Source organism: Streptomyces sp. NPDC041191, from assembly GCF_055591945.1.
This window is the reverse complement of record NZ_JBVIZC010000003.1, coordinates 175,221-197,734: the sequence shown is the minus strand read 5'-3', so window position 1 is coordinate 197,734 and position 22,514 is coordinate 175,221. Positions and strand designations below refer to the sequence as shown.

At 71.7% G+C, this 22,514-nt stretch carries 27 protein-coding genes; all 27 read left to right on the top strand.

Features of this window, described 5'->3' with window-relative positions:
* The first annotated feature begins 120 nt into the window (after positions 1–120).
* The gene (locus ACZ6AQ_RS06910; RefSeq protein ID WP_468758072.1) at positions 121–1,248 is read left to right on the top strand and encodes a C40 family peptidase; all 1,128 of its coding nucleotides are present in this window, start codon (positions 121–123) and stop codon (positions 1,246–1,248) included.
* Positions 1,249–1,385: 137 nt separating this feature from the next.
* Positions 1,386–1,700 carry a DUF6112 family protein gene (locus tag ACZ6AQ_RS06905; RefSeq protein WP_468758070.1) on the top strand — a complete coding sequence of 105 codons (315 nt, stop codon included), beginning with the start codon at positions 1,386–1,388 and terminating at the stop codon, positions 1,698–1,700.
* On the top strand, positions 1,700–2,392 hold the full coding sequence (locus ACZ6AQ_RS06900; RefSeq protein ID WP_468758068.1) for a hypothetical protein: 693 nt from the start codon (positions 1,700–1,702) through the stop codon (positions 2,390–2,392). The genes ACZ6AQ_RS06905 and ACZ6AQ_RS06900 overlap by 1 nt, the downstream gene beginning before the upstream one ends.
* Positions 2,393–2,428: 36 nt before the next feature.
* Positions 2,429–3,805 (top strand): SCO6881 family protein, encoded by a 1,377-nt coding sequence (locus ACZ6AQ_RS06895; protein ID WP_468758066.1) that lies wholly within the window; start codon positions 2,429–2,431, stop codon positions 3,803–3,805.
* An 81-nt stretch (positions 3,806–3,886) separates the two neighbouring features.
* Positions 3,887–5,359 carry an SCO6880 family protein gene (locus ACZ6AQ_RS06890; RefSeq protein ID WP_468758065.1) on the top strand — a complete coding sequence of 491 codons (1,473 nt, stop codon included), beginning with the start codon at positions 3,887–3,889 and terminating at the stop codon, positions 5,357–5,359.
* A 97-nt stretch (positions 5,360–5,456) separates the two neighbouring features.
* Complete coding sequence (locus tag ACZ6AQ_RS06885) at positions 5,457–5,918, top strand: DUF6238 family protein (protein ID WP_468758063.1); 462 nt, start codon at positions 5,457–5,459, stop codon at positions 5,916–5,918.
* Positions 5,919–5,946: 28 nt separating this feature from the next.
* Positions 5,947–7,461 carry a VirB4 family type IV secretion system protein gene (locus tag ACZ6AQ_RS06880; RefSeq protein ID WP_468758061.1) on the top strand — a complete coding sequence of 505 codons (1,515 nt, stop codon included), beginning with the start codon at positions 5,947–5,949 and terminating at the stop codon, positions 7,459–7,461.
* Positions 7,462–7,536: 75 nt separating this feature from the next.
* Positions 7,537–7,905 carry a hypothetical protein gene (locus tag ACZ6AQ_RS06875; protein WP_468758059.1) on the top strand — a complete coding sequence of 123 codons (369 nt, stop codon included), beginning with the start codon at positions 7,537–7,539 and terminating at the stop codon, positions 7,903–7,905.
* Between the two features lie 43 nt (positions 7,906–7,948).
* A complete protein-coding gene (locus ACZ6AQ_RS06870) occupies positions 7,949–8,749 on the top strand; it encodes a hypothetical protein (protein WP_468758058.1) in 801 nt (266 codons plus the stop codon).
* 538 nt (positions 8,750–9,287) lie between these two features.
* A complete protein-coding gene (locus ACZ6AQ_RS06865; protein ID WP_468758056.1) occupies positions 9,288–9,794 on the top strand; it encodes a hypothetical protein in 507 nt (168 codons plus the stop codon).
* A gap of 102 nt (positions 9,795–9,896) precedes the next feature.
* A complete protein-coding gene (locus tag ACZ6AQ_RS06860) occupies positions 9,897–10,373 on the top strand; it encodes a hypothetical protein (RefSeq protein ID WP_468758054.1) in 477 nt (158 codons plus the stop codon).
* Positions 10,374–10,423: 50 nt separating this feature from the next.
* On the top strand, positions 10,424–11,161 hold the full coding sequence (locus ACZ6AQ_RS06855) for a glycosyltransferase family 2 protein (RefSeq protein WP_468758559.1): 738 nt from the start codon (positions 10,424–10,426) through the stop codon (positions 11,159–11,161).
* Positions 11,158–12,294, top strand: a complete 1,137-nt coding sequence (locus ACZ6AQ_RS06850) for a hypothetical protein (protein WP_468758052.1) — start codon at positions 11,158–11,160, stop codon at positions 12,292–12,294. Before ACZ6AQ_RS06855 ends, ACZ6AQ_RS06850 begins: the two co-directional genes overlap by 4 nt.
* A gap of 33 nt (positions 12,295–12,327) precedes the next feature.
* Positions 12,328–12,774: a hypothetical protein gene (locus ACZ6AQ_RS06845; RefSeq protein ID WP_468758050.1), complete on the top strand. Its 447-nt coding sequence runs from the start codon at positions 12,328–12,330 to the stop codon at positions 12,772–12,774.
* The gene (locus tag ACZ6AQ_RS06840) at positions 12,771–13,106 is read left to right on the top strand and encodes a hypothetical protein (RefSeq protein ID WP_468758049.1); all 336 of its coding nucleotides are present in this window, start codon (positions 12,771–12,773) and stop codon (positions 13,104–13,106) included. Before ACZ6AQ_RS06845 ends, ACZ6AQ_RS06840 begins: the two co-directional genes overlap by 4 nt.
* Before the next feature lie 88 nt (positions 13,107–13,194).
* Complete coding sequence (locus ACZ6AQ_RS06835; RefSeq protein ID WP_468758047.1) at positions 13,195–14,277, top strand: hypothetical protein; 1,083 nt, start codon at positions 13,195–13,197, stop codon at positions 14,275–14,277.
* 155 nt (positions 14,278–14,432) lie between these two features.
* On the top strand, positions 14,433–15,290 hold the full coding sequence (locus ACZ6AQ_RS06830) for a hypothetical protein (protein WP_468758045.1): 858 nt from the start codon (positions 14,433–14,435) through the stop codon (positions 15,288–15,290).
* An 8-nt stretch (positions 15,291–15,298) separates the two neighbouring features.
* Entirely contained in the window at positions 15,299–16,573 is a 1,275-nt protein-coding gene (locus tag ACZ6AQ_RS06825; protein WP_468758044.1) for an MFS transporter, read from the top strand.
* 45 nt (positions 16,574–16,618) lie between these two features.
* Positions 16,619–17,116, top strand: a complete 498-nt coding sequence (locus ACZ6AQ_RS06820) for a hypothetical protein (protein WP_468758043.1) — start codon at positions 16,619–16,621, stop codon at positions 17,114–17,116.
* Positions 17,117–17,214: 98 nt separating this feature from the next.
* The gene (locus tag ACZ6AQ_RS06815; protein WP_468758042.1) at positions 17,215–17,640 is read left to right on the top strand and encodes a hypothetical protein; all 426 of its coding nucleotides are present in this window, start codon (positions 17,215–17,217) and stop codon (positions 17,638–17,640) included.
* Positions 17,637–18,479, top strand: coding sequence for a relaxase/mobilization nuclease (locus ACZ6AQ_RS06810; RefSeq protein ID WP_468758041.1), 843 nt, complete (start codon positions 17,637–17,639; stop codon positions 18,477–18,479). The genes ACZ6AQ_RS06815 and ACZ6AQ_RS06810 overlap by 4 nt, the downstream gene beginning before the upstream one ends.
* Positions 18,480–18,492: 13 nt before the next feature.
* On the top strand, positions 18,493–19,188 hold the full coding sequence (locus tag ACZ6AQ_RS06805; RefSeq protein ID WP_468758040.1) for a hypothetical protein: 696 nt from the start codon (positions 18,493–18,495) through the stop codon (positions 19,186–19,188).
* A 23-nt stretch (positions 19,189–19,211) separates the two neighbouring features.
* Positions 19,212–19,979, top strand: a complete 768-nt coding sequence (locus ACZ6AQ_RS06800) for a hypothetical protein (protein WP_468758039.1) — start codon at positions 19,212–19,214, stop codon at positions 19,977–19,979.
* Positions 19,976–20,617, top strand: coding sequence for a hypothetical protein (locus ACZ6AQ_RS06795; protein WP_468758037.1), 642 nt, complete (start codon positions 19,976–19,978; stop codon positions 20,615–20,617). Before ACZ6AQ_RS06800 ends, ACZ6AQ_RS06795 begins: the two co-directional genes overlap by 4 nt.
* A gap of 16 nt (positions 20,618–20,633) precedes the next feature.
* Positions 20,634–21,041, top strand: a complete 408-nt coding sequence (locus ACZ6AQ_RS06790; RefSeq protein WP_468758036.1) for a hypothetical protein — start codon at positions 20,634–20,636, stop codon at positions 21,039–21,041.
* A gap of 277 nt (positions 21,042–21,318) precedes the next feature.
* The gene (locus tag ACZ6AQ_RS06785; protein ID WP_468758034.1) at positions 21,319–21,702 is read left to right on the top strand and encodes a hypothetical protein; all 384 of its coding nucleotides are present in this window, start codon (positions 21,319–21,321) and stop codon (positions 21,700–21,702) included.
* Positions 21,699–22,499 carry an SPDY domain-containing protein gene (locus ACZ6AQ_RS06780; RefSeq protein ID WP_468758032.1) on the top strand — a complete coding sequence of 267 codons (801 nt, stop codon included), beginning with the start codon at positions 21,699–21,701 and terminating at the stop codon, positions 22,497–22,499. The genes ACZ6AQ_RS06785 and ACZ6AQ_RS06780 overlap by 4 nt, the downstream gene beginning before the upstream one ends.
* Positions 22,500–22,514: the final 15 nt, after the last annotated feature.

Sequence of the window (22,514 nt, the reverse complement as noted above, 5' to 3'; positions counted from 1 at the left end):
GCATCCTTCCGATACGCCTCGCGCGCGGCGCGCCGGACACCGCACCCCGAAGGACACGTCCATGACGTCTCGTTACCCATCCCTGCCCGAAACCGCTGACCCGCGAGCCATCAGCACCGGTTGAAGGCGCTCGCCGCCGGTATCGGCGCCGTCTTCCTCTCCCCGCTCCTGATCGCCGGCGCCGGCATGACGCTGGCCGCCTCCGCCGAAGCCGCGCAGAGCGCCGGCTCCTTCAGTAACTGCCTGACGGACATCGACGCCGGCAAGGTCGCCGACCAGGTCACCAAGATCCTCGACGGGGCGTCCGGCAAGAATGTCCACGTCGAGGGCCTGGATCTGCCGACCGAGCAGGTCCCCCACGCCCAGACGATCGTGGCCACCGGCATCAGCCTCGACGTCCCGAAGAAGGGGCAGATCATCGCCCTCGCTACGGCGATGCAGGAGTCGCGGCTGCGCAACCTCAACTACGGGGACCGCGACTCGCTCGGCCTGTTCCAACAGCGCCCTTCGCAGGGCTGGGGCACCGCCCAGCAGATCCGTGACCCGGTCTACGCGAGCGAGCGCTTCTACAAGGCTCTTCTTGCGGTGAACGGCTGGCAGCAGATGACCGTCACCCAGGCCGCCCAAGCCGTCCAGAAGTCCGGATTCCCGGACGCGTACGCGCAGTGGGAGACCCTGGCCACCGCCCTCCAGACGGCCATCGCCAAGACCTTCCCGGGCACCGATACCGACAAGGACGACCAGGACGAAGGCAGGCCGCCCACATCCGATAAGGCCGGCTGCGCTCCGGCCACGGACGGCTCCGCCTTCGGTCCGATCCCCGAGGGAAGCGTCCCGAAGGGCTACAAGATCCCCAAGGACGCCGACCCCAGGGCGCGCGAGGCCATTGAATGGGCCATGCACCAGCTCGGCACGCTTTACCAGTGGGGCGGGGACTGCACCAACGCCCATGGACGCGACCCGATGGGCCGCTGCGACTGCTCCAGCCTGATGCAGCAGGCGTACGCCCAGGTGGGAATCCCACTGACCCGGACCACATATACGCAGGTCAACGAGGGAAAGGCGGTCTCCTCCGCCCAACTCCAGCCCGGTGACCTGGTCTTCAGCCGCGGCACTGCTGCCGTACCCGAGCATGTCGGGATGTACATGGGCGAGGGCCTCGTGATCGAGGCTCCCCGCACCTCGAAACCGGTCCGGATCACTCCGATCAAGGACTGGGACATCCTCGCCGTACGCCGCGTCCTCTGACGCTCCGTCCGGACATCGCTTCGGGGTCCTCCCGCCGTCACGGCCACCGCCCGCGCCCGGACGCCCGCCCCCCTTCCTCTTTCCTCTTCTCCGCCGGCCCCCTCTGACCTGCGCACGCAAGGAGCTTCGCCACACCTATGTCCCTTCCTCTCGCAGACCGCGTCTTCCAGCTCGCCTTCGACCCGGGGATCTCGCCCAAGGGTGGTGGTCTTCCCGGCCTCTCCGTGCTGAAGAACGTCGTCGCCTCGATCAACATGTTCGGGATCATCGCCGTCGTCGGTGCCCTCGCCGTCTCGCTCGGCGTATGGGCCTGGGGCCACCACACTGGTGGACACCAGGCCGAGGCGAACGGCAAGAAGGGCGCGGTCGTTGCGGCCGGCGCCGCCCTCGGCCTCGGCGCCGCGAACGGGATCGTGAGCTTCTTCTCGGCTCTCGGGTCGCAGGTCCAGTGATGCAGAAACGATTCTCCTCCCTTTCGCTGTCCTCGTACGGCGTCGGCTGGTCGGCCAACCGGCGCATCGCGATCGTCGCTTCCGTCGTCGCCGTCCTGCTCGCCATCGCAGCGGCCGTCGCCTGGTTGTCCGGCAGCGACAATGGCCACCAGGCCCCGGACACCGCCGCTCCGGCCCCGGCGTCGAGCACGTCCTCCTCCGAGGCCGCCCCGAAGCCTGCGGCCGGATCCGGGTCCGTTCCCCATCCTCCGCGGATCGCCGAGCCGGTCGCCTACGCCAAGGCCGCGGCCCAGATGCTGTGGTCCTACGACACCCGCACCACCAGCCGCGACCAGCAACTCGTCGGCATGCGTGCCTGGATGACCACCGAGGCCACGTACGCCGACTGGACCTCCGTCGTCGGGCAGGTGCCCGATCCGGTGCTGTGGTCGCGGATGGCCGACCAGGACCAGCATGCCACCGGCACGGTCCTCGAAGGCCACTACCCCGGCGCGTTCAAGCAGGCCCTCACCGAGGACCCCTCCGCGATCACGAAGGCGTACATCTACGTCGTCACCGTCAACGGCAAGCAGCAGATCGCCTGGAAGAAGGGCGGCGCCGGAGCCGAGGAACGCGCCGTGACCCTCGCCGTGCAGTGCCGCCCCGGCCACGACTGCTCCCTTGCCGCCATCGCCCCGAGCGTCACACAGTGATCCGCGCCCGTCATACGAAAGGAGGAGTAACTCCTCGTGGGCTTCTGTGACTTCCCCCTGGCAGACAAGCTGTGTGCCGTCGGCGACGCGGTCGACTTCGCCTCCAACCCCGGCCAGGCCATCGGTGACTGGATGGCGAAATCCGCAGGCGAACTCGCCGCCGCTGCCGCCGACCTGGCCGCCGAGGCCGTCGACACCACCACCAAGGTCGACCTGAACGCCAGCTGGTTCGTCGACAACTACGAGACGCTGCTGCCCCTGGGTTTGGTCCTGATCGTCGCGACGTTCTGCGCGCAGCTGGTCCGGGCCGCCATCCGGCGCGACGGACAGGCCCTGACCCAGGCGTTTACCGGTACCGCGTCCGGTGTCCTGTTCGCCTTCTGCGCCATCGCCTTCACCACGGTCGCCGTCGAAGTGGTCGACGCGATCTCCGACGGGTTGTTCAAGGCCGCGAAGCTGGACATCGAATCGGCCGTGCGCCGCATCGTGAAGGTCAACCAGATCGGCGCCCTCGCCGGCCTGGGCTGGCTGGTGCCGGTCGTCGCCGGCCTCGGTGCCGCGATCGGCGCGATTCTCTACTGGTGCGTGATGATGGTCCGCAAGGTGGGCATCCTGGTCATGGTCACTCTGGCGATCTTCGCGTCCGCCGGCGGTGGCTGGGAGGTCGCGCGACGCTGGCGCAAGGGCTGGATCGAAGCCACCGCCACCCTCGTGGTCAGCAAGCTCTTGATGACCGTGATCTTCGTTCTCGGCATCGCCGCCATGGGCAGGACCGAGGCCAAGGACGGTGTGGCCGCCCTCGCCGACGTCATGGCCGGCATCGTCATCATGGTTCTCGTCCTGCTGTGCCCGTACGCCGTTTTCAAATTCGTGCACTGGGCGGCCGACGGCACCGACGGCGAGTCCATCCACCGGGCCGGCGGCGCCGGAGCCCAGATCGCCAAGGCGCACGCCGAGAAGGCCGCCCGCAAGGCCGCCGCCGCTGCGGCCACCGCCGGAACCGGCGGCGCGGCGGCCGGAGCGGGCGCCGCCCCGCAGGGCCCCGACGCAACCGGCGGCGGCTTCCCCGGCGACATCGCCTCCCACCCGACCGGCGCAGGTGGAGAAGGCAAGGAAGGCTCGCCGAGCGGCGGAACGGGGATCTCACCGGGCGGCGATGCTCTCAAGGGCGGCCTGGAGAAGGCCGTGCAGCCCGCGCCGACGAGCGTGTCCGACGACACCAGCGGCCAGATGGGCGGCAGCCCGGGGCCGGGTAGCTCCGGACCGAACCCCGCATCCGGCCAGAGCGGCGGGTGGCAATCCACTCCGCCGGCCACGACTCCGCCGCCGCAGGGCGCGCCCCCGTCCTCCAGCTCCCAGAACGCCACGTCCAGCGGACCGGTCTCACCGCCACCGCCTGCGACCGGCCTCTGATCCCCTGCCCCACTCCCGGGAGCGGGAGGTGCACACCGCCTCCCGCCCCCGGGTTCCACCCGCGCCCCCAGGACCCGTCCCTTGACTGATCTTTCCGTCGTCCCGGTTACGGTGAAGTTCCCGCACCGGTCCCGCCGCGGCATCCTCCTCGGCCTCTCCTGGCCCCAGCTCGCGCTCGTGTCCAGCACGCTGGCGCTGCTGCTGATGACGGTGATCTCCACCGGGCTGCTCGGCGCCGTCGCCCTGGTCCCGCTGTGGGCAGCCGCTGGTGCGCTCGTCGCGATCCGCCGGCACGGCCGCTCCCTGATCGACTGGACGCCGGTCGTCGCCCGCTACGCGCACCGCCGGCGCACCGGCCAGACGCTCTGGCTCGCCCGTCCCGTCACCCGGCCCCGGCAGGACGGCGTCCTGCACCTGCCCGGCAGCGCCGCCTCCCTGACGGTGGTCACGCCCGGCGACTCCGCCAACGACGCCTCGGCCGTGCACGACCCGCACCGACAGACCCTGACCGCCATCGCCCGCGTCTCCTCGCGCGCCTTCGCGCTGCTCGACCCGGCCACCCAGAACCACAACGTGGCCAGCTGGGGGCGCGCGCTGGCCAGCATCGCCCGCAGCGGGCACATCGCCACCGTGCAGGTCCTGGAACGCACCGTCCCCGACAGCGGCGACACCCTCACCCGCCACTGGACCCAGAACGGGCAGCCCCAGGCTCCGGTGGCCGGACAGATCTACTCCGAACTCGTCGCCTCCGCCGGCCCCGCCGCCGCCCCGCACGAGACCTACCTCGCCATCTCCCTCGATCTGAAGGCCGCCCGGCGCCTGATCGGCCAGGCGGGCGGAGGGCTGCCGGGTGCGTTCACCGTCATGGAGCAAACCACCGCGTCCATCGCCCAGGCCGCCCGCACCGCCGGCCTCCAGGTCACCGGATGGCTGAGCGCGCGCGAGATCGCCGCCGTCATCCGTACCGCCTACGACCCGAAGGCCCTCGGCGCACTCCAGCAGTGGTCCGAGACCGGCCGCGCCGAAGCCGACCCCGCCGCCGCCGGCCCCGTCGTCCAGGTCGAGGAGTACGACCGCCTCGCCACCGACAGCGCACGGCACGCCACCTACTGGGTGGAGAACTGGCCGAGGACCGAGATCGGGGCCGGATTCCTGCACGGGCTGATGTTCACGGCCGGCGTGCGGCGCAGCCTCTCCCTCGTCTACGTGCCGCAGGGGCTCGAGTCCGCGCTGCGGGACGTCCAGCGGAAGAAGGCCGCGATCATCGCCGACGCCAACGAACGCGCCCGCCGCGGCCAAGTCGACAGTGAGGAAGACTCCGTCGAGTACGCCGACGTCAAAACCCGCGAACGCCAGCTCATCGCCGGGCACGCCGACGTCGCCCTGACCGGCCTGATCACCGTTACCGCCGAGACCGACGCCCTCCTGGACGCCGCCTGCGCCCAGGTCGAGACCCACGCCGTCACCTCGGGCGTCGACCTGCGACGGCTCAACTACCAGCAGCCGGACGCCTTCATCCTCGCCGCGCTCCCCCTCGCCCGTACCGCCCTGTGAAACCCCTCGGGCCGGCATCCCGGCCCGCCGGGCTGCGATCACCCGCGACGAACCGTCCGCGGCCACCCCTGCCTCCCGGCAGGAAGGACCACCACCCTTGACCTCTCCCACACCCCCGGACGACATGCACCCCTACCTCCGCGCCGCGAGCGCTGGAGTCCGCCACCACACCCGGACCCTCGCCCCGCCGGGTGCCACCCCGCCCCGGCCGGCGAACCGGCTCCACCTCGACGTGCTCCACACCCATCTCGCTTCCCTGCTCCACCTCCTGGACCGGCTCGCCGAGACCACCCGGCCGACGCACCCCGCCGCCGGCCGTCACCTGGCCACCGCACACACCCGTCTGTGGCAGGCCGCCAGCGAAGTCCACGCCGCCTTCCACCTGCTGCCCAGCAGCACCGAAGCAGAAGCCGAGGCAAGCACCTGCCGTCCGGAGCGGCTGCCCGAGGGGCCGCCCGTGCTGACGATCTGCCAGCGCCACCTCGCCGCCGGACACACCGTCCGGCGCAAGACCACCCCCAGCGATCTCCGCCCGTCCATCACGGCCTGCACACGATGAGCACCACCCGCAGAAACGAGGGCCTTCGATGAGTCACCGGCCCGCCCGGCGCGCCCGCCGCGCCTCCGCCAGCCCGCTGTTCACCCCCCACAACGCCGACCGGGCCAGCCGGAAAGCCGCCCGCCGCCGACTCGCCGAGGCCGCCGCCAAGGCCCGTGCCGAGGCCGGCACCCACCCGACGAAGAACATCTCCGCCGAGCACCAGATGCCCGTCGCGCTCTACCCCCCGGGCGGGCGTCCCGGGCCTGCCTCCGCGCGGGAAACCCGGCTGAAGCTGCCCACCCACCGCATGACGACCGCGGTGGCCGCCGGCGCGTACCCGTTCCTGGCCGAGGGCGGCCTCGGCGCGGAAGGCATCTACATCGGACGGGACGTCCACGCCGAAGCGTCCTTCGTCTTCGATCCGTTCGCGCTGTACGGCAAGGTCGAGGGTTTCACCAACCCCAACATTCTGCTCGCCGGCGTGATCGGCCAGGGCAAGAGCGCGCTGGCCAAGTCCTTCGCGCTGCGCTCGATCGCCTTCGGGTACCGCGTCTACGTCCCGTGTGACCCGAAGGGCGAGTGGACGCCGGTGGCCGAAGCCCTCGGCGGACGGTCCGTGGCCCTCGGTCCCGGACTGCCCGGCCGGCTGAACCCGCTCGACGCGGCCCCTCGCCCCGTGGGCGTCTCGGAGGCCGACTGGGTCGGCGAGATCCGCAAACGGCGCCTGCTCCTGCTCGGCTCCCTCGCCCGGACCGTCCTGGGCCGGGACCTGATGCCCATGGAGCACACCGCCCTGGACATCGCCCTGGACGCCGTCGTCACCCGCGCCGCCGCCACCGGCCGCACCCCGCTGCTCGGCGACGTCGCCGCCGTCCTCAACAATCCGAGCGCTCTCGACGAAGCCGCCGGGATGATGTCCGGACAGCTCGGTGACGCCGCCCGCGACCTGGCCCACGCGATGAGGCGCCTGGTCCACGGTGACCTGGCCGGCATGTTCGACGCCCCCTCCACCGTCGCCTTCGACCCGAACGCGCCGATGCTCACCATCGACCTCTCCCGGCTCGGCGGCTCCGGAGACGACACCGCCCTCGTCCTGGCGATGACGTGTGCCTCCGCCTGGATGGAGTCCGCCCTCTCCGACCCGAGCGGTGGCCGGCGGTGGATCGTCTACGACGAGGCATGGCGCCTGATGCGGCACGTCGGCCTGCTGCAGCGCATGCAGGCCCAGTGGAAGCTCAGCCGCGGCCTCGGCATCGCCAACCTCCTGGTGATCCACCGCCTGTCCGACCTTCTCACCGCCGGCGACGCCGGATCACAGGGCCGCGCCCTCGCCGAGGGCCTCCTCGCCGACTGCTCCACCCGCATCATCTACCGCCAGGAGAACGACCAGCTCCACGCCGCTGCCTCCCTGCTCGGCCTCACCTCCGTCGAGATGAACGCCATCGCGCACCTGAACCGCGGCCGGGGCCTGTGGAAGGTCGCGGGTCGGAGCTTCATCGTCCAGCACCTCCTGCACAGCCACGAACTGGCGCTCTTCGACACCGATGCCCGCATGCACTGAAATCCTCGCGCTCCGCAAACCCTTGACGTCGTGAGCCCAGCTGAACACCTCGAACAACGCAGGTAAGCGAGGAACATGGCCTACTACATAGATCACCGCGATTTGACTTCGGCGGACATCACCGCCTTCGAGGAACTACTCGCCACCCACCGGGAACACGACGGCTATCCCCCGTACCGCGAGCCTGCCCCAGACGAGTGGCGGATGCTCGTCCTCTCGACCTTCACCGGTCCCGACGGGAAGTGGCGGGAAACCGAAGCCCTGTTTAAGCGCGATGCCCCCGCACCGTCCACCTCCACCGGCAGCGCCCGCGCCGAATGCGCGCGGATGCAGTTCACCGAAGAGGGGCGAGCCCTCCCAAGCCGCTGGTACTCCCGCCAGACTGCTGAAATTCACCGGCCGGCTCCTTCGCCGCCGACACCACCGCCGGGACACGGGCGATAGACCGGACCCCGATCCCCGCCACCCACATCGAGTACCCCCATCGGTGACCCACGTCGGAGCACCTGGACCGACGGCATCCCACCAAGGAGTCCTTCTGACCCGCCCCTCCCATGTCATCGCCGCCGCCCCGGCCGAAAACCTGCACCTGTTCGACGTCGTCCAGGACGGCACCCTGCACTTCACCCTCCCTGCCCGGGATCTCGACCACGCCTATGCGAAGGTCGCCGACCTGGCCTCCACCGAAGCTGGTGTTGACGGCGTCCTGGCCGGTGGCGCCCGCCTCACCCACATCACGTACGGCATCGTCGACGACTGCGACATCGAACCGGCAGACCACCACGCTCCCGGACGGTCCGTCCATATACCCCCGGAGATACTTCACGGGTACGCACGCCGGGACGCGGCGCCCTTCCTCGCCGAGCATCCGCTCCCACAGGAACCACTGCCCCTGCCGGCCCCGGCACCCTTCCTCTCCGCCCTGGCGGCGGCCGAGACGCCCGCCGAGGTCAGCATGATCACTCACCACCTGGTTAGGGTCACCGCGCCCCTGCTCGACCACATCGCCCAGCACGTTCTCGGCGTGGCCCTCTGGGCCGGCCGCGAGCACCAGCACACCCCCCAGGCCCGGCGCCTCCTGCGCGACGCGGCGCAGGACATCCGCACCGCTCTGGTCAAGGTGGCCGAGGCCGATCTGGAAAATCTGTACGCCCACTACGCCCCGAGCGAGACCGAGATGCGCACGAACGACGGCCAGCCGGTGCAGCGCCTACGAGCCGCAGCACTCGGGGAGGGGACCAGCCCTGTCCCGCCGAGTCCTCCTGCCCGGCGGGGCACTTCCCGATAGACCGGAGAACACACCATTTCCTCGTCCGACACCACCGGCACGTTCGTCGGTGAGCCCGAAGCCAAGTACGTCTACGGCTGTGCTGTCTCCGACTTCGTCGACCACTTCAACGCCCTCGACGACGCAGGAGCGTTCGCGGCGGGCTCGGCGGTCCTGGACCAGATTCTCCACATCGAGCACGGCGTTCTGGAGAAGCTCGCTGATCTCTTCGAAGCCGCCGCCGAACGGGTCCGGGATTCACCCAGCGACGACGGCTGGGATCTCTCCTCCGACTTCCAGCACGCCGCCGAGCAGACGCGGGACCTCGTCAGGGCTTTCCACGACGACCGGCTCGTCGACCGCATCCGCGGACTGCGTGCCGCCGATCCGGTATCTCCTCCCCACGCTCCCGCCGTCGTTCCCCAGATGCCGGCCGCTCCGCAGCGACGCTCCCGCTGAAGCATCCGGGAGCCCTGCGTCCTCCTCTGCCCGCAGGTTCGAAACGGCCGGCCCCAACATCACCGTCTAGGAGACGATCCTGCAATACCCCGATTTCGAGATGTACGACAACGTCGGTCGCACCTCTGAGCAGATCACCGCTGCGCACTCCCTCACCGCCACGGACAACGACCTGCTGCGCTGGGCGAAACGAGATGCCGCCCGTTTCCTCGCCGAGCACCCGCTGCCCGGTCAGCCGCTGCCGGCACCCGATCCGGCCCCGTACCTCGCCGCCCTCGCCGCCGCGAAGACGCCCGCCGAGGTCAGCGCGGTCACCCAGAACCTGCTGGATGCCGTGGAACCCGTGATGGAGACGGTGAGCAACCTCCTCCAGGCGATTGCCCAGTGGGAGAAACGCCACCGAAATGCGGCGCCGGACACACCACCGAAGATGCTGATGTCCGCCGCGAGCCAGGTCCTAGTGCCGCTGTCCCTCGCCCACAGGGCTGACCTGGCTGCCCTGCGCGCCGAGTACGACCCTCCGCCGACGCCGTCCCCGAAGGACGCGCCGTGTCTTCCTCCGGCTCCGCCCGCACCGCCGTCCGCCGGCCCGAAGCCCGGTCGCTGATCCCTGGAGACTCTTCTGTCGACCCCCTCTTTCGTCGCCCGCCCCACCCCGACCGGCTTCACCGGCGTATACATCCACTTCGACGGCACGCCCAACTCGAAGATGCCGCTCCTGCTCGCCGCCTTCCAGTACCGCTTCGGCCGGGACCTGGAAGCCATGACACGGCACCTCGTGGACGACGTCGCCATCGGCTGGCAGGACCTGGGCAGCGACCTCCTCGACAGAGCGCCGTCCGAGATCGCCGGCCCTCTGACCGGGGGCACTTCGTGGCCCAGCACCACCCTGGACGACCTGGTCACCCCGGACGGCTCACCCCCCACCCGCATGTCGGTCACCGAGGCGACCCTGCACGACATGGGCGTGGAGTGGGGCTACGTCCTACGTCCCGAGGGCATCGAGGTGATCCACGTACTCTCCGCCGCCTCCGGCCCCATCGTGAGCTGGGACACCCACCCCTTCGTCGACTTCGACGCCCCGGGCGTCTGGGCCGCCGTCGCGCCGGCCCGGACCGCCACACCGTCCACGCTCTCTCCCTCCGCCGCCGCACCGGGCTCGTTCCGTACGGCCACCCGTCTCTGACCGCCCCGCCCCGTCTCGACCGCAGGAGCCCTTCGCTGTCCGCCCCGCAGATCACCGTCGTCATCGCCACCCAGCTCCGTTCCGAACGTCTGCCCTACCTGCAGGAGATGCACGCGAGCCTCACCCGGCAGACCGTGCCGTGGGAAGCGGTGCTCGTCCTCGACGGCGCCGACCCCGAAGACCTCCCCGCGCCGATCGCCGCCGACCCGCGCGTCCGGGTCCTGGCCCTGCCCCGTCCGGTCGGCGCCGCCTGCGCCCGCAACCTCGGCCTGACCCAGGTGACCACCGAGTTCGTGAACTGGGCGGACGACGACGATGTCCTGCCCGACTGGAGCCTGGGCGTACGGCTGGAAACCTTCTCCGACCGGCTCGGATGGGTCGCGGGATACAGCGAGGACTGGCTGCCCGACGGTTCGACCCGCCTGTGGGAATGCCCGGTGCCGCCGGGTTACCACGAGGCCGGTGACGTGGTCACCTACTGGCCGCGCCCCGAGGACACCATCCCGATCGGGCCGACCACGATCCTGGCCCGTACCCGCCTCGTGCGCGCGGCCGGCGGCATGGGCGGGCTCGTCCAGGGCGAGGACTACTGCGCCGCCGTCGGCGTCACCGCCCTCGCCCCGGGCGTTCTGCTGCCGGTCCCGGTGTACCGGTACCGGAAGTGGGACGGGCAGATGACGCAAGGGGCGGAGTACGGCGAGCTGGAACTCGCCGCCCGGCGCCACGCCCACGCCTTCGGCCACGGCCTGCGCCGCTCCTTCCTCGCCGCCCGGACGGCGTGGGCGTGAACGACCGGTCACGCCAGCGTCCAGGGCCCGAAGCCCAGATCATCCTGTACGCGAGCCCGGCCGTCGGCCTGGTCGCCGTCCCCGGCGGTGAGCAGTACCAGTGGGCCGAGAGCGCCCTGCACCTCACCGCAGGTTTCGAGCGGCAGGAGAACGGCACATTCGTCCTGCGCGATGCGGAGTCGATGCCGCGGGTGATGCCCGTTCTCGCCCAAAGGGCGGCGCGGTACCGCGCCGCCCTGGCCGTCAGCTCCCGCCCTTACCTCGGCGACTACGCGAGCGACCTGGCCGCCCGCCTGCCCGGCGCATGGAGTACGCAGGTGGAGGTCTACTCGCATCCGGTGTGGCAGGGGGACCGGGTCCCCTTCCTGTGGGACTCCGGCGAACTGGCCGAGGCGATGCGGCACCACCGGGTCCCGTACGCCGTCGTCCTCGACGACGGCGCCGGCAGGGAGCTGCTGCTGATCGAGCGCCCGGGAAACGCCGCGGAGTTCCTGCTCGGCGCCGGCACGTGCGACGGCTTCGACGACGCCTACGAGATCGCGTACGCCCCGGCCGCGGTGGTCCTGCCCGGCGATCCGCGGCGCGCCGCCGCCCGGGTGGGGCGCGAGTTCCTGCCGGCGTACGAGCGGGCTCTGCACCAGCTGCTCTTGGCCGCCGTGGAAGACGGGCAGGCGCGGCTCGACGAGCTGGGCGAGACCTGGGCCGCGATCGAACTCTCCGGCCGCGACTCGGACGGCACGCCGCTGGACCGCTTCGGTCTGACCGCGCGAGCGGAGCAGTACCGCACCGAGCTGGTCTCGGAGTTCCGCCGGCTGAGCCCCCACGCCGCCCGTCTCCTGGACCGTGTGCGTCCGGCCGCCGCCGACACCCCGCAGGCCGCCGCCCTGGACCGGCTCCACCAGCTGCTCCACCCGGCCCGCCCGGACCCGCCCCGGCCCGCCCCGCTGGCCGTCCCGCGTCTCCTGTCGGCCTCGGTGGACCAGGTACTGCGATGGCGCGCCGACGCACCCGTCCTGCTGCACCTCGCCCGAGCCGGCCGACCACCGGCACCGGCACCGGCACCGGCTTCGAAGATCGCATCGAAGCCTCGCCCGGCTCTTTCCCCACCGCAGTCCCCCGGCCCTCGCCGCTGACCAACGCTCCTAACGGAAGGAGACCCTTTCTCGTTGTCCTCCGACACCCGCTTCGTCCTCGGAACACACTCGCGGTACGGCTACGTCGCCGCCGCCCCCACCCTCCCCACGCATCTCGTCGACTGGTACCTCGCCCACCTGCAGTTCGAGCCCGTAGCAGGTGAGCCGGGCCTCTACCGGCTCACCGAACCGGACCGGGACGGCCCGCGCCGGATGCGCCAGACCGCCCAGGCCCTGCGGCGTCAGGGGTACGGCGTCCACGTCGACGCCGACGTCGACCACGCGCCGGACGCCTCGCCGCCCGTGCTCCGGTCGGCCGGGCTCACCGAGCGCCGCAGCCGCGTCGCCCGGGCCGCCGCCGCCCGATCCCCCCAGTACGGCGCGGCACCGACAACCACCCTCTCCTCCACGCGGCCGGTTCCGCCCCGGCCCGCCTACGCGCCCACCGTGCACCTGTCCGCCGCCGGACGTGGCCGATGACCCCCGTACCGGACCCGATCCGCATCGCCAGACGGCCGGGGGGCGAGGTCGACGTCGAAGGCTCCTTCGACGCCTTCGCCAGTCAGATCCTGCGGCGGGCCGGCTTCCTCTTCGAGCCGGGTCTGCGCGAGTGCTGGGTCCGGCTGCCGTTCGACATGGGCCCGGCCTGGGAGAACGAACACGCCACCTGGGCAGCGGAGATGCTCCTCGCCGCCCGCTACACGGTGGACCTCGCCCCCGGCCTCAACGCCCGCACCACCACGTCCTCGGGCGTAGCCCGTCCGCCCGCGATGACCGCGCAGGCGCCCGCGACCCGAGCGTCCCGCCGCTGACCTACACCAGCAGGAGCACCCGATCACCACACCCGACCCGCTCGACGCCCACGACCTCGGCATCAAGGCCAGCACCTACCGCTGGCGGATGGCGTCATTGGAACGCGAAACCGAAGAAGCGCTCGACACCGTCCGCGACCGGTACGGCCGCATCGTCCGGCCTGAGGAAGCCGCCGCGTTCCGGGCCCACCTCACCGAAGCGGCCCTCAAGGGGTACCGGACCGACCTGGCCGGCGCCGCGCTGCCACTGCTGGACGTAGCCCGCCGCGCCCTCGACGCGATGCCGGCCGCCGCCCACGTCCGGGCGTGGCGCAAAGCGCTTAGCTCCCTCGCCTTCTCGCACACGGAGATCCTGCGTCTCGCGGACCTGCCCGTCGAGACCGGACGGCAGGACCTATGGCCTCACCTCGCCCGCTGGGCGCAGTACGGGACGATCGCCGTCTACCTCGCTGATCAGCACCACCACCAGCCCGGCCCCGAGTTCACCGCCGACGAATCCCGGAAGTGGACGCAGCGAGCCCGGGCGGCGCAGGGCCGGGGCGAGCTGGATCTGATCGAGTCCTGGTACGCGGCCGACGGCCGCCGCATCACCCTGGCCTACCTGGTCGAGGACGACACCTCCGAGGTGATCGCCCTGACCGGAGATCCCGACACCCCCCTGTGGTCCGTGATCGGCCGGTACGACAACGAACTCGCCGCCGGCCGGACACTGCCCCGGCCGGTACCGCCCGGCGTCCTTCACCCCGAAGGCCCCGGACAGTTCACTCACCCCGAACTCGCGCCCGAGGTCCCTGTTCAAGTGCTGCTCCGTGATGTCGCCGAGGCGCACTGCGCGGGGGATGTCTCCGAGGCCCTGCTCACAGCCACCGACCAAGGCACCCGCGTCGGACCGATGACGTACCTGCGGCAACTCGTGGCCGACGCAGCCGAGTTCTCCCACGCCCTGGAGTCCGAGCAGGGCCGGCGCCTCGGCGCCCGGCTCGAAGTCCTCGGCCGGCAGTTCGGCCTCCTGGCCGACGAGATCCGCGACACGGCGGAAGAACTGGGCAAGACCGTCGCCGTCCTGCCCCCGCGCCGCGTCCCGAAGCTGCCCTACCACCGTCCCGTCCTGGAGACGTCCCTCCCCGCCGCAGCACCCCCGATCCCGTCGTCCTCCCGGAGAAACCGCTGACTTCCTCCACCCAGCAGATCACCCTGTACATCAGTGCCGAGAGCGGGATCATCGCCGTCCCCCACGGCCCCGGCGGTGACTGGGCCAGTACCGCCCTCGACCTCGCCCGGTTCCAGCCGGTCGCCGAGGGACTCCACGTCCTGTACCTCGACAACGTGGACGTGGTGCAGAACTCGTTGAGGGTGCTGTACGAGAACGCCGCCCGTTTCGGAATCACGGTGGAAACGGCTTGGCGGCCCTTCATCGGTGACCTCGGCCTGAGCATCGCCCGTGCTCTTCCCGGGAAGTGGATGGTGGAGAGCGGCAACCTCCACACCTCGCCGTCGAACGCGAAGACCCGCCTGGACTGGGCGTGGATCTCGCCCGGCAGCCCTCTGTCGGACAAGGTGCTGGGGGCCTACCGCTCACAGATCCGGGTCGCGACGTTCCTCTCGGACAACACCGGCCGGGAACTGGTGATGACCGAGCGCCCCTGGGACAAGAAGCTCATCATCAGCGCCCTTCCTCCGAGTATCGACTTCCTTTCCCTGACGGAGGTCTGTCCCCCGGTGACGATCATCGCTACCAGCGCGTCCGAGGCGAGTGCGCGGATCACCGAGATCCTGCTGCCCTCCTATGAGCGGTCCCGGGCCGAGGCCCATGTCCGCCTGTTGGAGCGGGACCTGGAGCTGGTGCGGAACGCGCACCGCGATACGGCCGCGTCCGGTCTCCCCGCGCCTCCGAAGGACCTGCGGTGGCACGCACACTCCGTGATCCGGTACCTGCGCGACTCCACGCCCGCCGCCTCGACCACGGTCCTCGATCAGGCGACAGAAGCACTCGGCAAGGAGATCCCGAAGGACGGGCAGGCGGCGTCGGCGCTGGTGGAGCAGTGGGTGGAGCACGGCACCCGCCTGGCGGAGCTTGCCCGCTCGGCTCTCGGGATCCCGGTCCGGCAGGCTGTCCGCGGGAAGGCCGGTCCGGTCGCACTGCCGCTGCGGCCCGAGCTTCCCGGTCCGCGACGGGGCCGGTGACGGTGACCATGACTGTTCGCACGGCGGCCGGCCCGAAGAGCGCGGGGTCGGTCCTGCGTCGGCCCTTCGTCGCCCGGTTGCTGATCGGCACCATGATCGGGCGCCTGCCCACCGGCATGGTGCCGGTCGCTCTCCTGCTGTTGGTCGCCGAGCAGGGCGGGTCTCTCGCGACGGCCGGGGTCCTGTGTGCCGCCTACGGGTTGGCCTCCGCTCTCGGGCAGCCCGCTCTCGGGCGTCTGGTGGACCGGCGCGGGCAGACGGGCGTGACCTGGGCGGCCACCGCCGCCACCAGCCTGGCCCTCCTGGTGCTGCCCTTCGTCGACTCGACGACGCGGACGCCGCTCTTCGCCGCCCTGGTCCTGCTCGCCGGGGCGACGACGCCGCCGATGGAGGCGAACCTGCGGGCGCTGTGGTCGGACGTGCTGCCCGATCCGGCGCAGCGCCGCGCCGCGCTCGCGCTGGACACCGGATCACAGGGGCTGATCTTCATCGCGGGTCCGCCGGCGGTCGCCGCGGCCACCGCCCTCGCCGGCCCGGGCAACGCGGTGATCGCGGCAGCCGTTCTCGGCCCGGCCGGCGCGGCACTCGTCCTGAGCGCCCGGCCCTCCCGGCACTGGCGCCCGGGCAGCGCCGCGCCGTCCGGGCTCCTCGGACCTCTGCGCTCACCCGGGCTGGTCGCTCTCCTCCTCGCCCTGGCCGGAACCGGTATCGCGCTCGGTGCGCACACCGTGTGGGCGATCTCGCTCGCCGACCGCAGCCGGAGCACCGTGCTGGTGGGGCTCCTGCCCGCAGCGCTGTCCGTCGGCAGCCTCCTCGGCGGTGCCGTCTACGGGCGACGGTCCTGGCCCGGGAGCCTCACCGCCCAACTCGTGGTGGCCGCCAGCGCCTTCGCCGCGTGCTGGCTGCCCCTGGTCACCAGCCCCGGTCCGACGGCGGCCGTCGCCGTCTCCGCCCTGCCGGGACTGGCCCTGGCCGTCCTGGTCACGAGCGCGTTCCTCACCGTGGACGCGCTCGCCCCTCCCGGCACTGTGACCGAGGCGTACGCGTGGTTGGTCGCGGCCATCGGCGTCGGTCAGGCCGCCGGTACCGCCGTGGCGGGCCCTCTCGCCGCGCATCCGCGGCTCGGCGCCGCGCTCCCCGCCGCCGGTGCGGCGTTCACCGTCCTCGTGCTCACTGCGGCCCGCCGCCAGATGCACGCCCCCGGCACCCCGATACGGCGCGGCCGGCACCGCCGCGCGCCTGCCTCTGTCGGCCGTCGCCGCGCCGCGACTCAGGCCGCCTGACCTCCCTTTCTTCCCGTTCACGCCACCTGACGCAAGGAAACCTTTATGGCCATACCCACATCCTTCGAGATCGTCCACGCCTGTGGGCACACCTCCACCCGCGACTTGTCCGACCGGCCCGCCGACCGGCGGGCCGGGTTCGCCCGCTGGCTCGCCGGCCGGGACTGCACCGACTGCTGGAAGGCAGCCCGCGACGCCGATACGCAGTCCAAGGAGGAGTGGCTCGCGGCCAAGCGCGCCGCGGAGCAGGAGGCCGCCACCGCGTGGGCGAAGCAGTTCGACATGCCCCAGCTGGAGGGCCCGGAGAAGGCACTGGACTGGGGTGAGCGGTCCCGTCACCAGCTGATGATCTCAGCGCACGCCGCCCTGGTCGTCGAAGGGTCCTGGGACGAGGCGGACTGGGGCGAGCTGGAGGAAAAGGCCCGCGCGGTCACCCGTGCCGGATGGTGGATCGACCAGCGCGATGCCGAGGGCACGGATCTGCTCGAACTGCTCGACGCCGCCAGTGAGGACGACCGCGGGACGGAGAACCCGTTCCGCTGAGGGGGCGGAACATAGCCGAGGAACGCCGGTTAGCCAAACCGGCGATCCTCCGGAGCATTGTTCCTCCCACCGCATCCGCCCCGCGTGGAAGGAACCGCATGTCCCAACTCCCGCCCGACCCCGTGGTCGCGCTCACGCCCGACCCGCTCACCCCACAGCGGGACGTCACTCACCAGCACTTCCAGGCCGGTGACACGGTCGTCGTCCTGAAGGGGGTGGCCGGTGGAGAGCTATGGGGAGACGCGATGCGTGTGGTCGCCCCGTCCTGGCACACCCCGACCGACGAGGACGGCTGGCGGCTGCGCGACGCGACCGGCGGGCAGCAGTCCTACGTCACCGCCCACCCCCGCTACCTCGTGCACCTCTCGCGCCGCTGCCCGGACTGCCTGATCCACCTGCGGGCCATGGAAGATGTCCTCCTCCCGAAGCACACCGACGACAACGCCCTGATCGACTGCGGCTGGTACACCACCACCGCGCTGGGCCAGCTGGTGCACATCGCCGACGTCCGGGCCGGCCGGTGATCCCCCGCCTCCACGAGCAGACCACCAATCCGTACGAACCGCTCGCCGAAGCGCTGGGGCGGGCGGTCTCGCCGAACGAGCGGCTGCCGGAACGCAGCGTCGTAGCTCATTGGCCGGGCCTGGATGACTACGCCCTGGAGCAGAAGAAGACCTGGCCACTCGCCCGGTGGGCCGATCACCTCAGCGAGGCGCTCTTGGAGCATCCGTTCGCCGCCGGCCCGGACGGCGAACGACGGGCAACCCTTCACCTCGATGTCCGGCTCCATCCCGACGACCGACCCCTGACCGGCCCGGAATGGGGTGAGGTCGCCCACCGGTTCGTCCGCGCCGTCGGCGTCGAGATCCCGGGCAAGGAACACGGCTGTCGGTGGATCGCCGTCCAGGCCCAGCCCGGGCGCCTCGACCTGATCGCCAACCTGATCCACCTCGACGGCGCGTGGCACGCTCCGCCCGTCGACGCCCTGCGGCGGCTCTCGGGCGAAGCCCGTCGCGTCGAGGAGGACCTGGGTCTGATCCCGGTGCGCACCTCGCCTACTGCTCGGAGCGCCTCCCGGCCGGTACCGACGGTGTCGTCCCAGCTCGCGCGCGTGCTCACGCAGCTCGCGGACGAGCAGGTCGGCCCGCTGGCCACGGTCCGCGCACTCGTCGAACACACCGCACATCGCATCGCCCGCCTTCGCGGCGCCGCCGTCGCCGATGCCGCACACCGCCTGGAGCTGATCGCCCACCGCCTCCACGACATCCAGCAGGACCTGAACACCACTGCCGCTGACCTGGCCCGGCCCCGGGACGTCACCGCGCCGTCCGCCGCCCGGCACCCGGTCCATCGAGCCCTGTAGAAGGAACGTCTCTTTGCCCCTTGCCGACCGCTTCCTGGACATCCGCCGCGACCCGCACTCCGGCGAACTCCTCGCGCGCGGCGGGGACCCCGAGGCGCACAGCATCCTCCAACGCGCCGGGTTTGTCGCCGTCGTCCGTCTCCACGAGACCTACCACCGCGCCCCCACCGGACTGACCGAGCCAGACGAGGACCGCCTCGCCACCGAAGCCGTCGCACGGCTTCGCGCCGCCGGGTACCACGTCGACTGCCACGGTGCCTTTGACACCAACTCCCGTCCGGCCAGTTACCTGCCACTGGGCTCCTCCGTCGCTCACCTCGCCGAGCGGATCCGCGAGGCCGTTACCACTGACGAGGCGGCCGACGCTCTGACCGAGCTGACCGCCGCCCACGACGGCATCCTCGCCGCCCTGCACGAAGTCCTCACCGCCACCGCCGACTTCCACGACGGGCTCGGTGAAGAGGCCGACCCGCATATCGCCCGGCGGCTGCGCTACCTCGCCGACGAACCCCTCCGCGCCCTCCGCAGCGACCTCGACGCCACCCGCAACGTGCTCGCCGACCGGCACGCCCCCCATCCCGGTCGCAGCACCTGCACCGAAGAGGTCCCCGCCACCGAACGCGAACGCTCCGCCGTGTGCGCCTGCCCGCCCCCGCCGCGCATCCTGCCGGCCCCACCTCCCCCGGTCGCCGCCGGACTGCGGCGCTGACCCTCACCTCGCCCAAGGACACCATGCACGACCACGACACCTCCGAGCGCCTCGCCTCGTATGCCGACGTCCTCGCCGGCGAACTCCCCGGCACCTGGACCAGCTCCTACCTCCCGCCGGACGCCAAGGACGACCTGGCCGAACTCGCCGACCGGATCTGGGACCTGGACCTGGTCGCCGCCTCCCTCGCCGAGCACCCGCTGCGGCAGGCGGCCCTCCTGAGCCGCCCGGACGGCGCCCAGCTCGTCGTCCTGGAGCGGCACGACGAGCGCGACGGCTTCCTCGTCGCCGCCGTCGCGCCCCGTGACCTGCCCGACGAGGCGTACCGCGCCGTCCCCGAGCCCAATGGCATCGCTCTGGCGGACGACCCCTTCCTGAGCGCCGAGCAGGTCGCCGGCGACCTGCTCGCCCGCTACGACCATGCTCTCGCCCAGGCCCGGTACAACGCCCTGGGCGGCATCCAGCCTTCCCAGCCCGACCGTCTCGTTCTGACCTGGCAGCCGGACGGCAGCGTCGCCACCGCCCCCGTCGGCGACAGGGCCGGCACCGTCCTGAAGGAGAACGGCTTCGTTCAGGACCCACAGAGCGGTATATACCGCCTCGGCTCGGACGACACTCAAGCGCAGGCCCGTGTCCTGCGCGCGATCGGGCCGCAGCTCGAAGCCCTCGGTATCGACACGGCGCTCCAGCATCCGGCCAGCCGGATCGTGCCCGTCTCGGCTCCGGCGTCCGTGCCGTCCGTGCCATCCGTTCCGGCCGGCACCCGAGCCCCGGCCACCCGGGCTCGATGAGCCAGAAGGAACCCGATTTCTGGGTGCTGGAGTACGTCACCATCACCCAGGACCCCCGCACCGGTCTGGTCGTCGCCATCGGCGGGACCGAACGGGCGGCGGACATCCTTCAGCGAACCGGCTTCCTCTCCGCCCCCGGGCCCCGCGGTGACTTCCACCGGCTCCCCCATGCCCTCCCCGTCGAACAACAGCGTTTGAAGGCAACCACCGCCGCGCACGCCCTGCTCACCGCAGGCCACAGTGTCCACCTCGATCCCGCCCTGAATACGCTGGCGACACCGGACGGCGAACGGGACGCGGCCCTGCGCTACCTCTCCCAGCTCGCCGAACGGACCTTCGCCGCCAAGACCAGCAGTGAGGTGGCCGAGATCCTGACCGAGATCGCCGCCCCGGTCCACGGGCTGCTTCCCCTCGTCCGGGAAGTCGTGGTCGGGGCCTGGAACGCCGCGATCCGCCAAGAGGCCCATGGCGAAGAAGCCGGCCCCGTCGAACGGCTCGGGGACACCACGGACTCGCTGTCCCACGCCGCGTACCTCATCCGCCTCGCCCGCGACCACATCGCCGGTACTCCGCGAAAGCCGGCCGCCCCGTCACTGCCGCCGGACCCCGCCCAGTCCCCGGCCGCCCGGCACCGTTGATCCAGAAAGGAGATCCGTGGCCAATCTGGCCGACGAATACGGCACGGACGTGAAGTTCTACGTCAAGCCGTTGACCACCACCATCCACGCCGACACCCCCACTGGTGCTCCCGCCGCGCTCCACGACCTGCTGGAACAGCTCGGTCTCAAGCGTCACGAGTACCCCGTCGGCGCGCCTCTCTACATCTGGCACACCGCGCCCGATCACCTCGATGCCGATGAGCAGAGGCGCCTGGCGACCCGCGCCATCCCGGCCCTGCGTCTGGCCGGGTACAAGGTCGACTGCACGCCCGACGTCTTCGACGAAGCCACCTACCGGCAAGCCGTACGCGACGCCCGTGCCCGCGCGGGCCGTCCCACCGAGCAGAACCCGGCGCCGACCCGCTCCCCCTCTCGCCCCGTACCGGCCCGGCGCACCCCGTAAGACCGTTCGGGCGGCCCCGCACCCGGCCGGGGCCGCCCGGCCCGCCTCACTCGATTCCCGGAGACACCCGTAGCACCCCGTACGCCCCCACCGATCACCTCCCTGCTCAAGCCCCGGCTCGCGACGGTCCTGTTCCGCCGCTACCTGCGTGCCTGCATCACGACCGGTCCCGACCAGGTCTCCCTACTGGCAGGGGCCCGTCCGGAAGCCGTCCTTGCCGAGAGGCAGCGCACCGGCTTCCGCTCTCACCACTGACCATCCACCGACCCGGAGGAGCATGTCCCACCCCGCCCCCTACCCGGTGAGGCTGACCAACGAGATCACCCGCCAGCTCGGCCAGCTCGCCGACCACCTCGTCCAACTCCCTGCGCCCCAGGCCGCGCAGGTCATCGCCCGCATCCTGGACCCGGATGCCGGCATCCTCGGCGGTATCACCCACCTCGTGGCCACCGGCAGCCACTTCGCTAAGAACCAGGCCGAACGCGGTGCCCTCCCGGCAGAGGTATGGCTCGCACTGGGCCGTGCCTCCAACGAACTGCACGACATCACCCTTGATCTGGACGCACATCAAGATGCCCTCCAGCGTGTCGGCGCCCAGCCCGTCACCAGCACGGCGAAGGCGCCGGCACCGGCCCCGCTCGTCGTCCGGCGGCACCGATGAAGAAGACGTGGCAGGGCTGGGGGGCGAATGAGCAGGCCGAGCAGCACTACCTCGTCCATCCCCGTGGCCTCGCCGGCGGCGGCGACGTCCGGCACGTCTTCGAGTTCCTGCGCGCCTCGGGATGGCGGGACCATTCCAGGACCGGTGGACCCCTGGCCATGCAGAGCCCCGACCGCACCGTCCGCATCGTCTACGACCCGTACGCCCTTCCCGGTGGATGGACCATCCACGGCAGAGCGGACGGCCTGAACGCAGAATGGTCGGCGCACCTGGGCCGGCAGACGCCGGTGGAGATCGTCGCCGGCCTGACCGACGCCCTCACCCGTCCGCGCTCCGCGCACGCCCCCAACGTCTGGGCGCCGCTTCAGGAGCAGAACTGGCGCACGGGTTTCGAAGGTAAGCACTACACCGCGACCAGCCCCGACGGCACCGCGTGGATGCAGTACCGCCAGAGCCCGGACGGCGAAGCACGGTGGTGGACCGGCGCGAAGGACGGCCAAGGCAACGGCTGGACCGCGAACTTCTCGCCGAGCACGCCGATGCACCTAGTGCAAGCCTTCTCGGCCGAACTCGCCAACCCTGAACCGGTGATGCGTCCGCGCGGACACGTTCCGCCGAGCCCGAAGATCCGCACCTGGTCGGTCTCCGTCAAACCGTCTCAGCTCAGCGCGTGGCAGCAGGCCCGGATCACGGCCGCACGCGCCGCCACCTGGGCCTACAACAGCGCCCGCAGCTCCCGGCCGCGCACCACCGCCCGTCCCCACACCCCCGCCGACGGAGCCCGGGCCCGCCGCTGACCCCGATGCCTACCC

Coding starts and splice junctions, on each gene's coding strand:
- ACZ6AQ_RS06905 (WP_468758070.1), top strand. CDS start 1,386: ATGTCCCTTCCTCTCGCAGACCGCGTCTTCCAGCTCGCCTTCGACCCG.
- ACZ6AQ_RS06900 (WP_468758068.1), top strand. CDS start 1,700: ATGCAGAAACGATTCTCCTCCCTTTCGCTGTCCTCGTACGGCGTCGGC.
- ACZ6AQ_RS06880 (WP_468758061.1), top strand. CDS start 5,947: ATGAGTCACCGGCCCGCCCGGCGCGCCCGCCGCGCCTCCGCCAGCCCG.
- ACZ6AQ_RS06875 (WP_468758059.1), top strand. CDS start 7,537: ATGGCCTACTACATAGATCACCGCGATTTGACTTCGGCGGACATCACC.
- ACZ6AQ_RS06865 (WP_468758056.1), top strand. CDS start 9,288: ATGTACGACAACGTCGGTCGCACCTCTGAGCAGATCACCGCTGCGCAC.
- ACZ6AQ_RS06860 (WP_468758054.1), top strand. CDS start 9,897: ATGCCGCTCCTGCTCGCCGCCTTCCAGTACCGCTTCGGCCGGGACCTG.
- ACZ6AQ_RS06840 (WP_468758049.1), top strand. CDS start 12,771: ATGACCCCCGTACCGGACCCGATCCGCATCGCCAGACGGCCGGGGGGC.
- ACZ6AQ_RS06835 (WP_468758047.1), top strand. CDS start 13,195: ATGGCGTCATTGGAACGCGAAACCGAAGAAGCGCTCGACACCGTCCGC.
- ACZ6AQ_RS06825 (WP_468758044.1), top strand. CDS start 15,299: ATGACTGTTCGCACGGCGGCCGGCCCGAAGAGCGCGGGGTCGGTCCTG.
- ACZ6AQ_RS06820 (WP_468758043.1), top strand. CDS start 16,619: ATGGCCATACCCACATCCTTCGAGATCGTCCACGCCTGTGGGCACACC.
- ACZ6AQ_RS06815 (WP_468758042.1), top strand. CDS start 17,215: ATGTCCCAACTCCCGCCCGACCCCGTGGTCGCGCTCACGCCCGACCCG.
- ACZ6AQ_RS06800 (WP_468758039.1), top strand. CDS start 19,212: ATGCACGACCACGACACCTCCGAGCGCCTCGCCTCGTATGCCGACGTC.
- ACZ6AQ_RS06795 (WP_468758037.1), top strand. CDS start 19,976: ATGAGCCAGAAGGAACCCGATTTCTGGGTGCTGGAGTACGTCACCATC.
- ACZ6AQ_RS06785 (WP_468758034.1), top strand. CDS start 21,319: ATGTCCCACCCCGCCCCCTACCCGGTGAGGCTGACCAACGAGATCACC.
- ACZ6AQ_RS06780 (WP_468758032.1), top strand. CDS start 21,699: ATGAAGAAGACGTGGCAGGGCTGGGGGGCGAATGAGCAGGCCGAGCAG.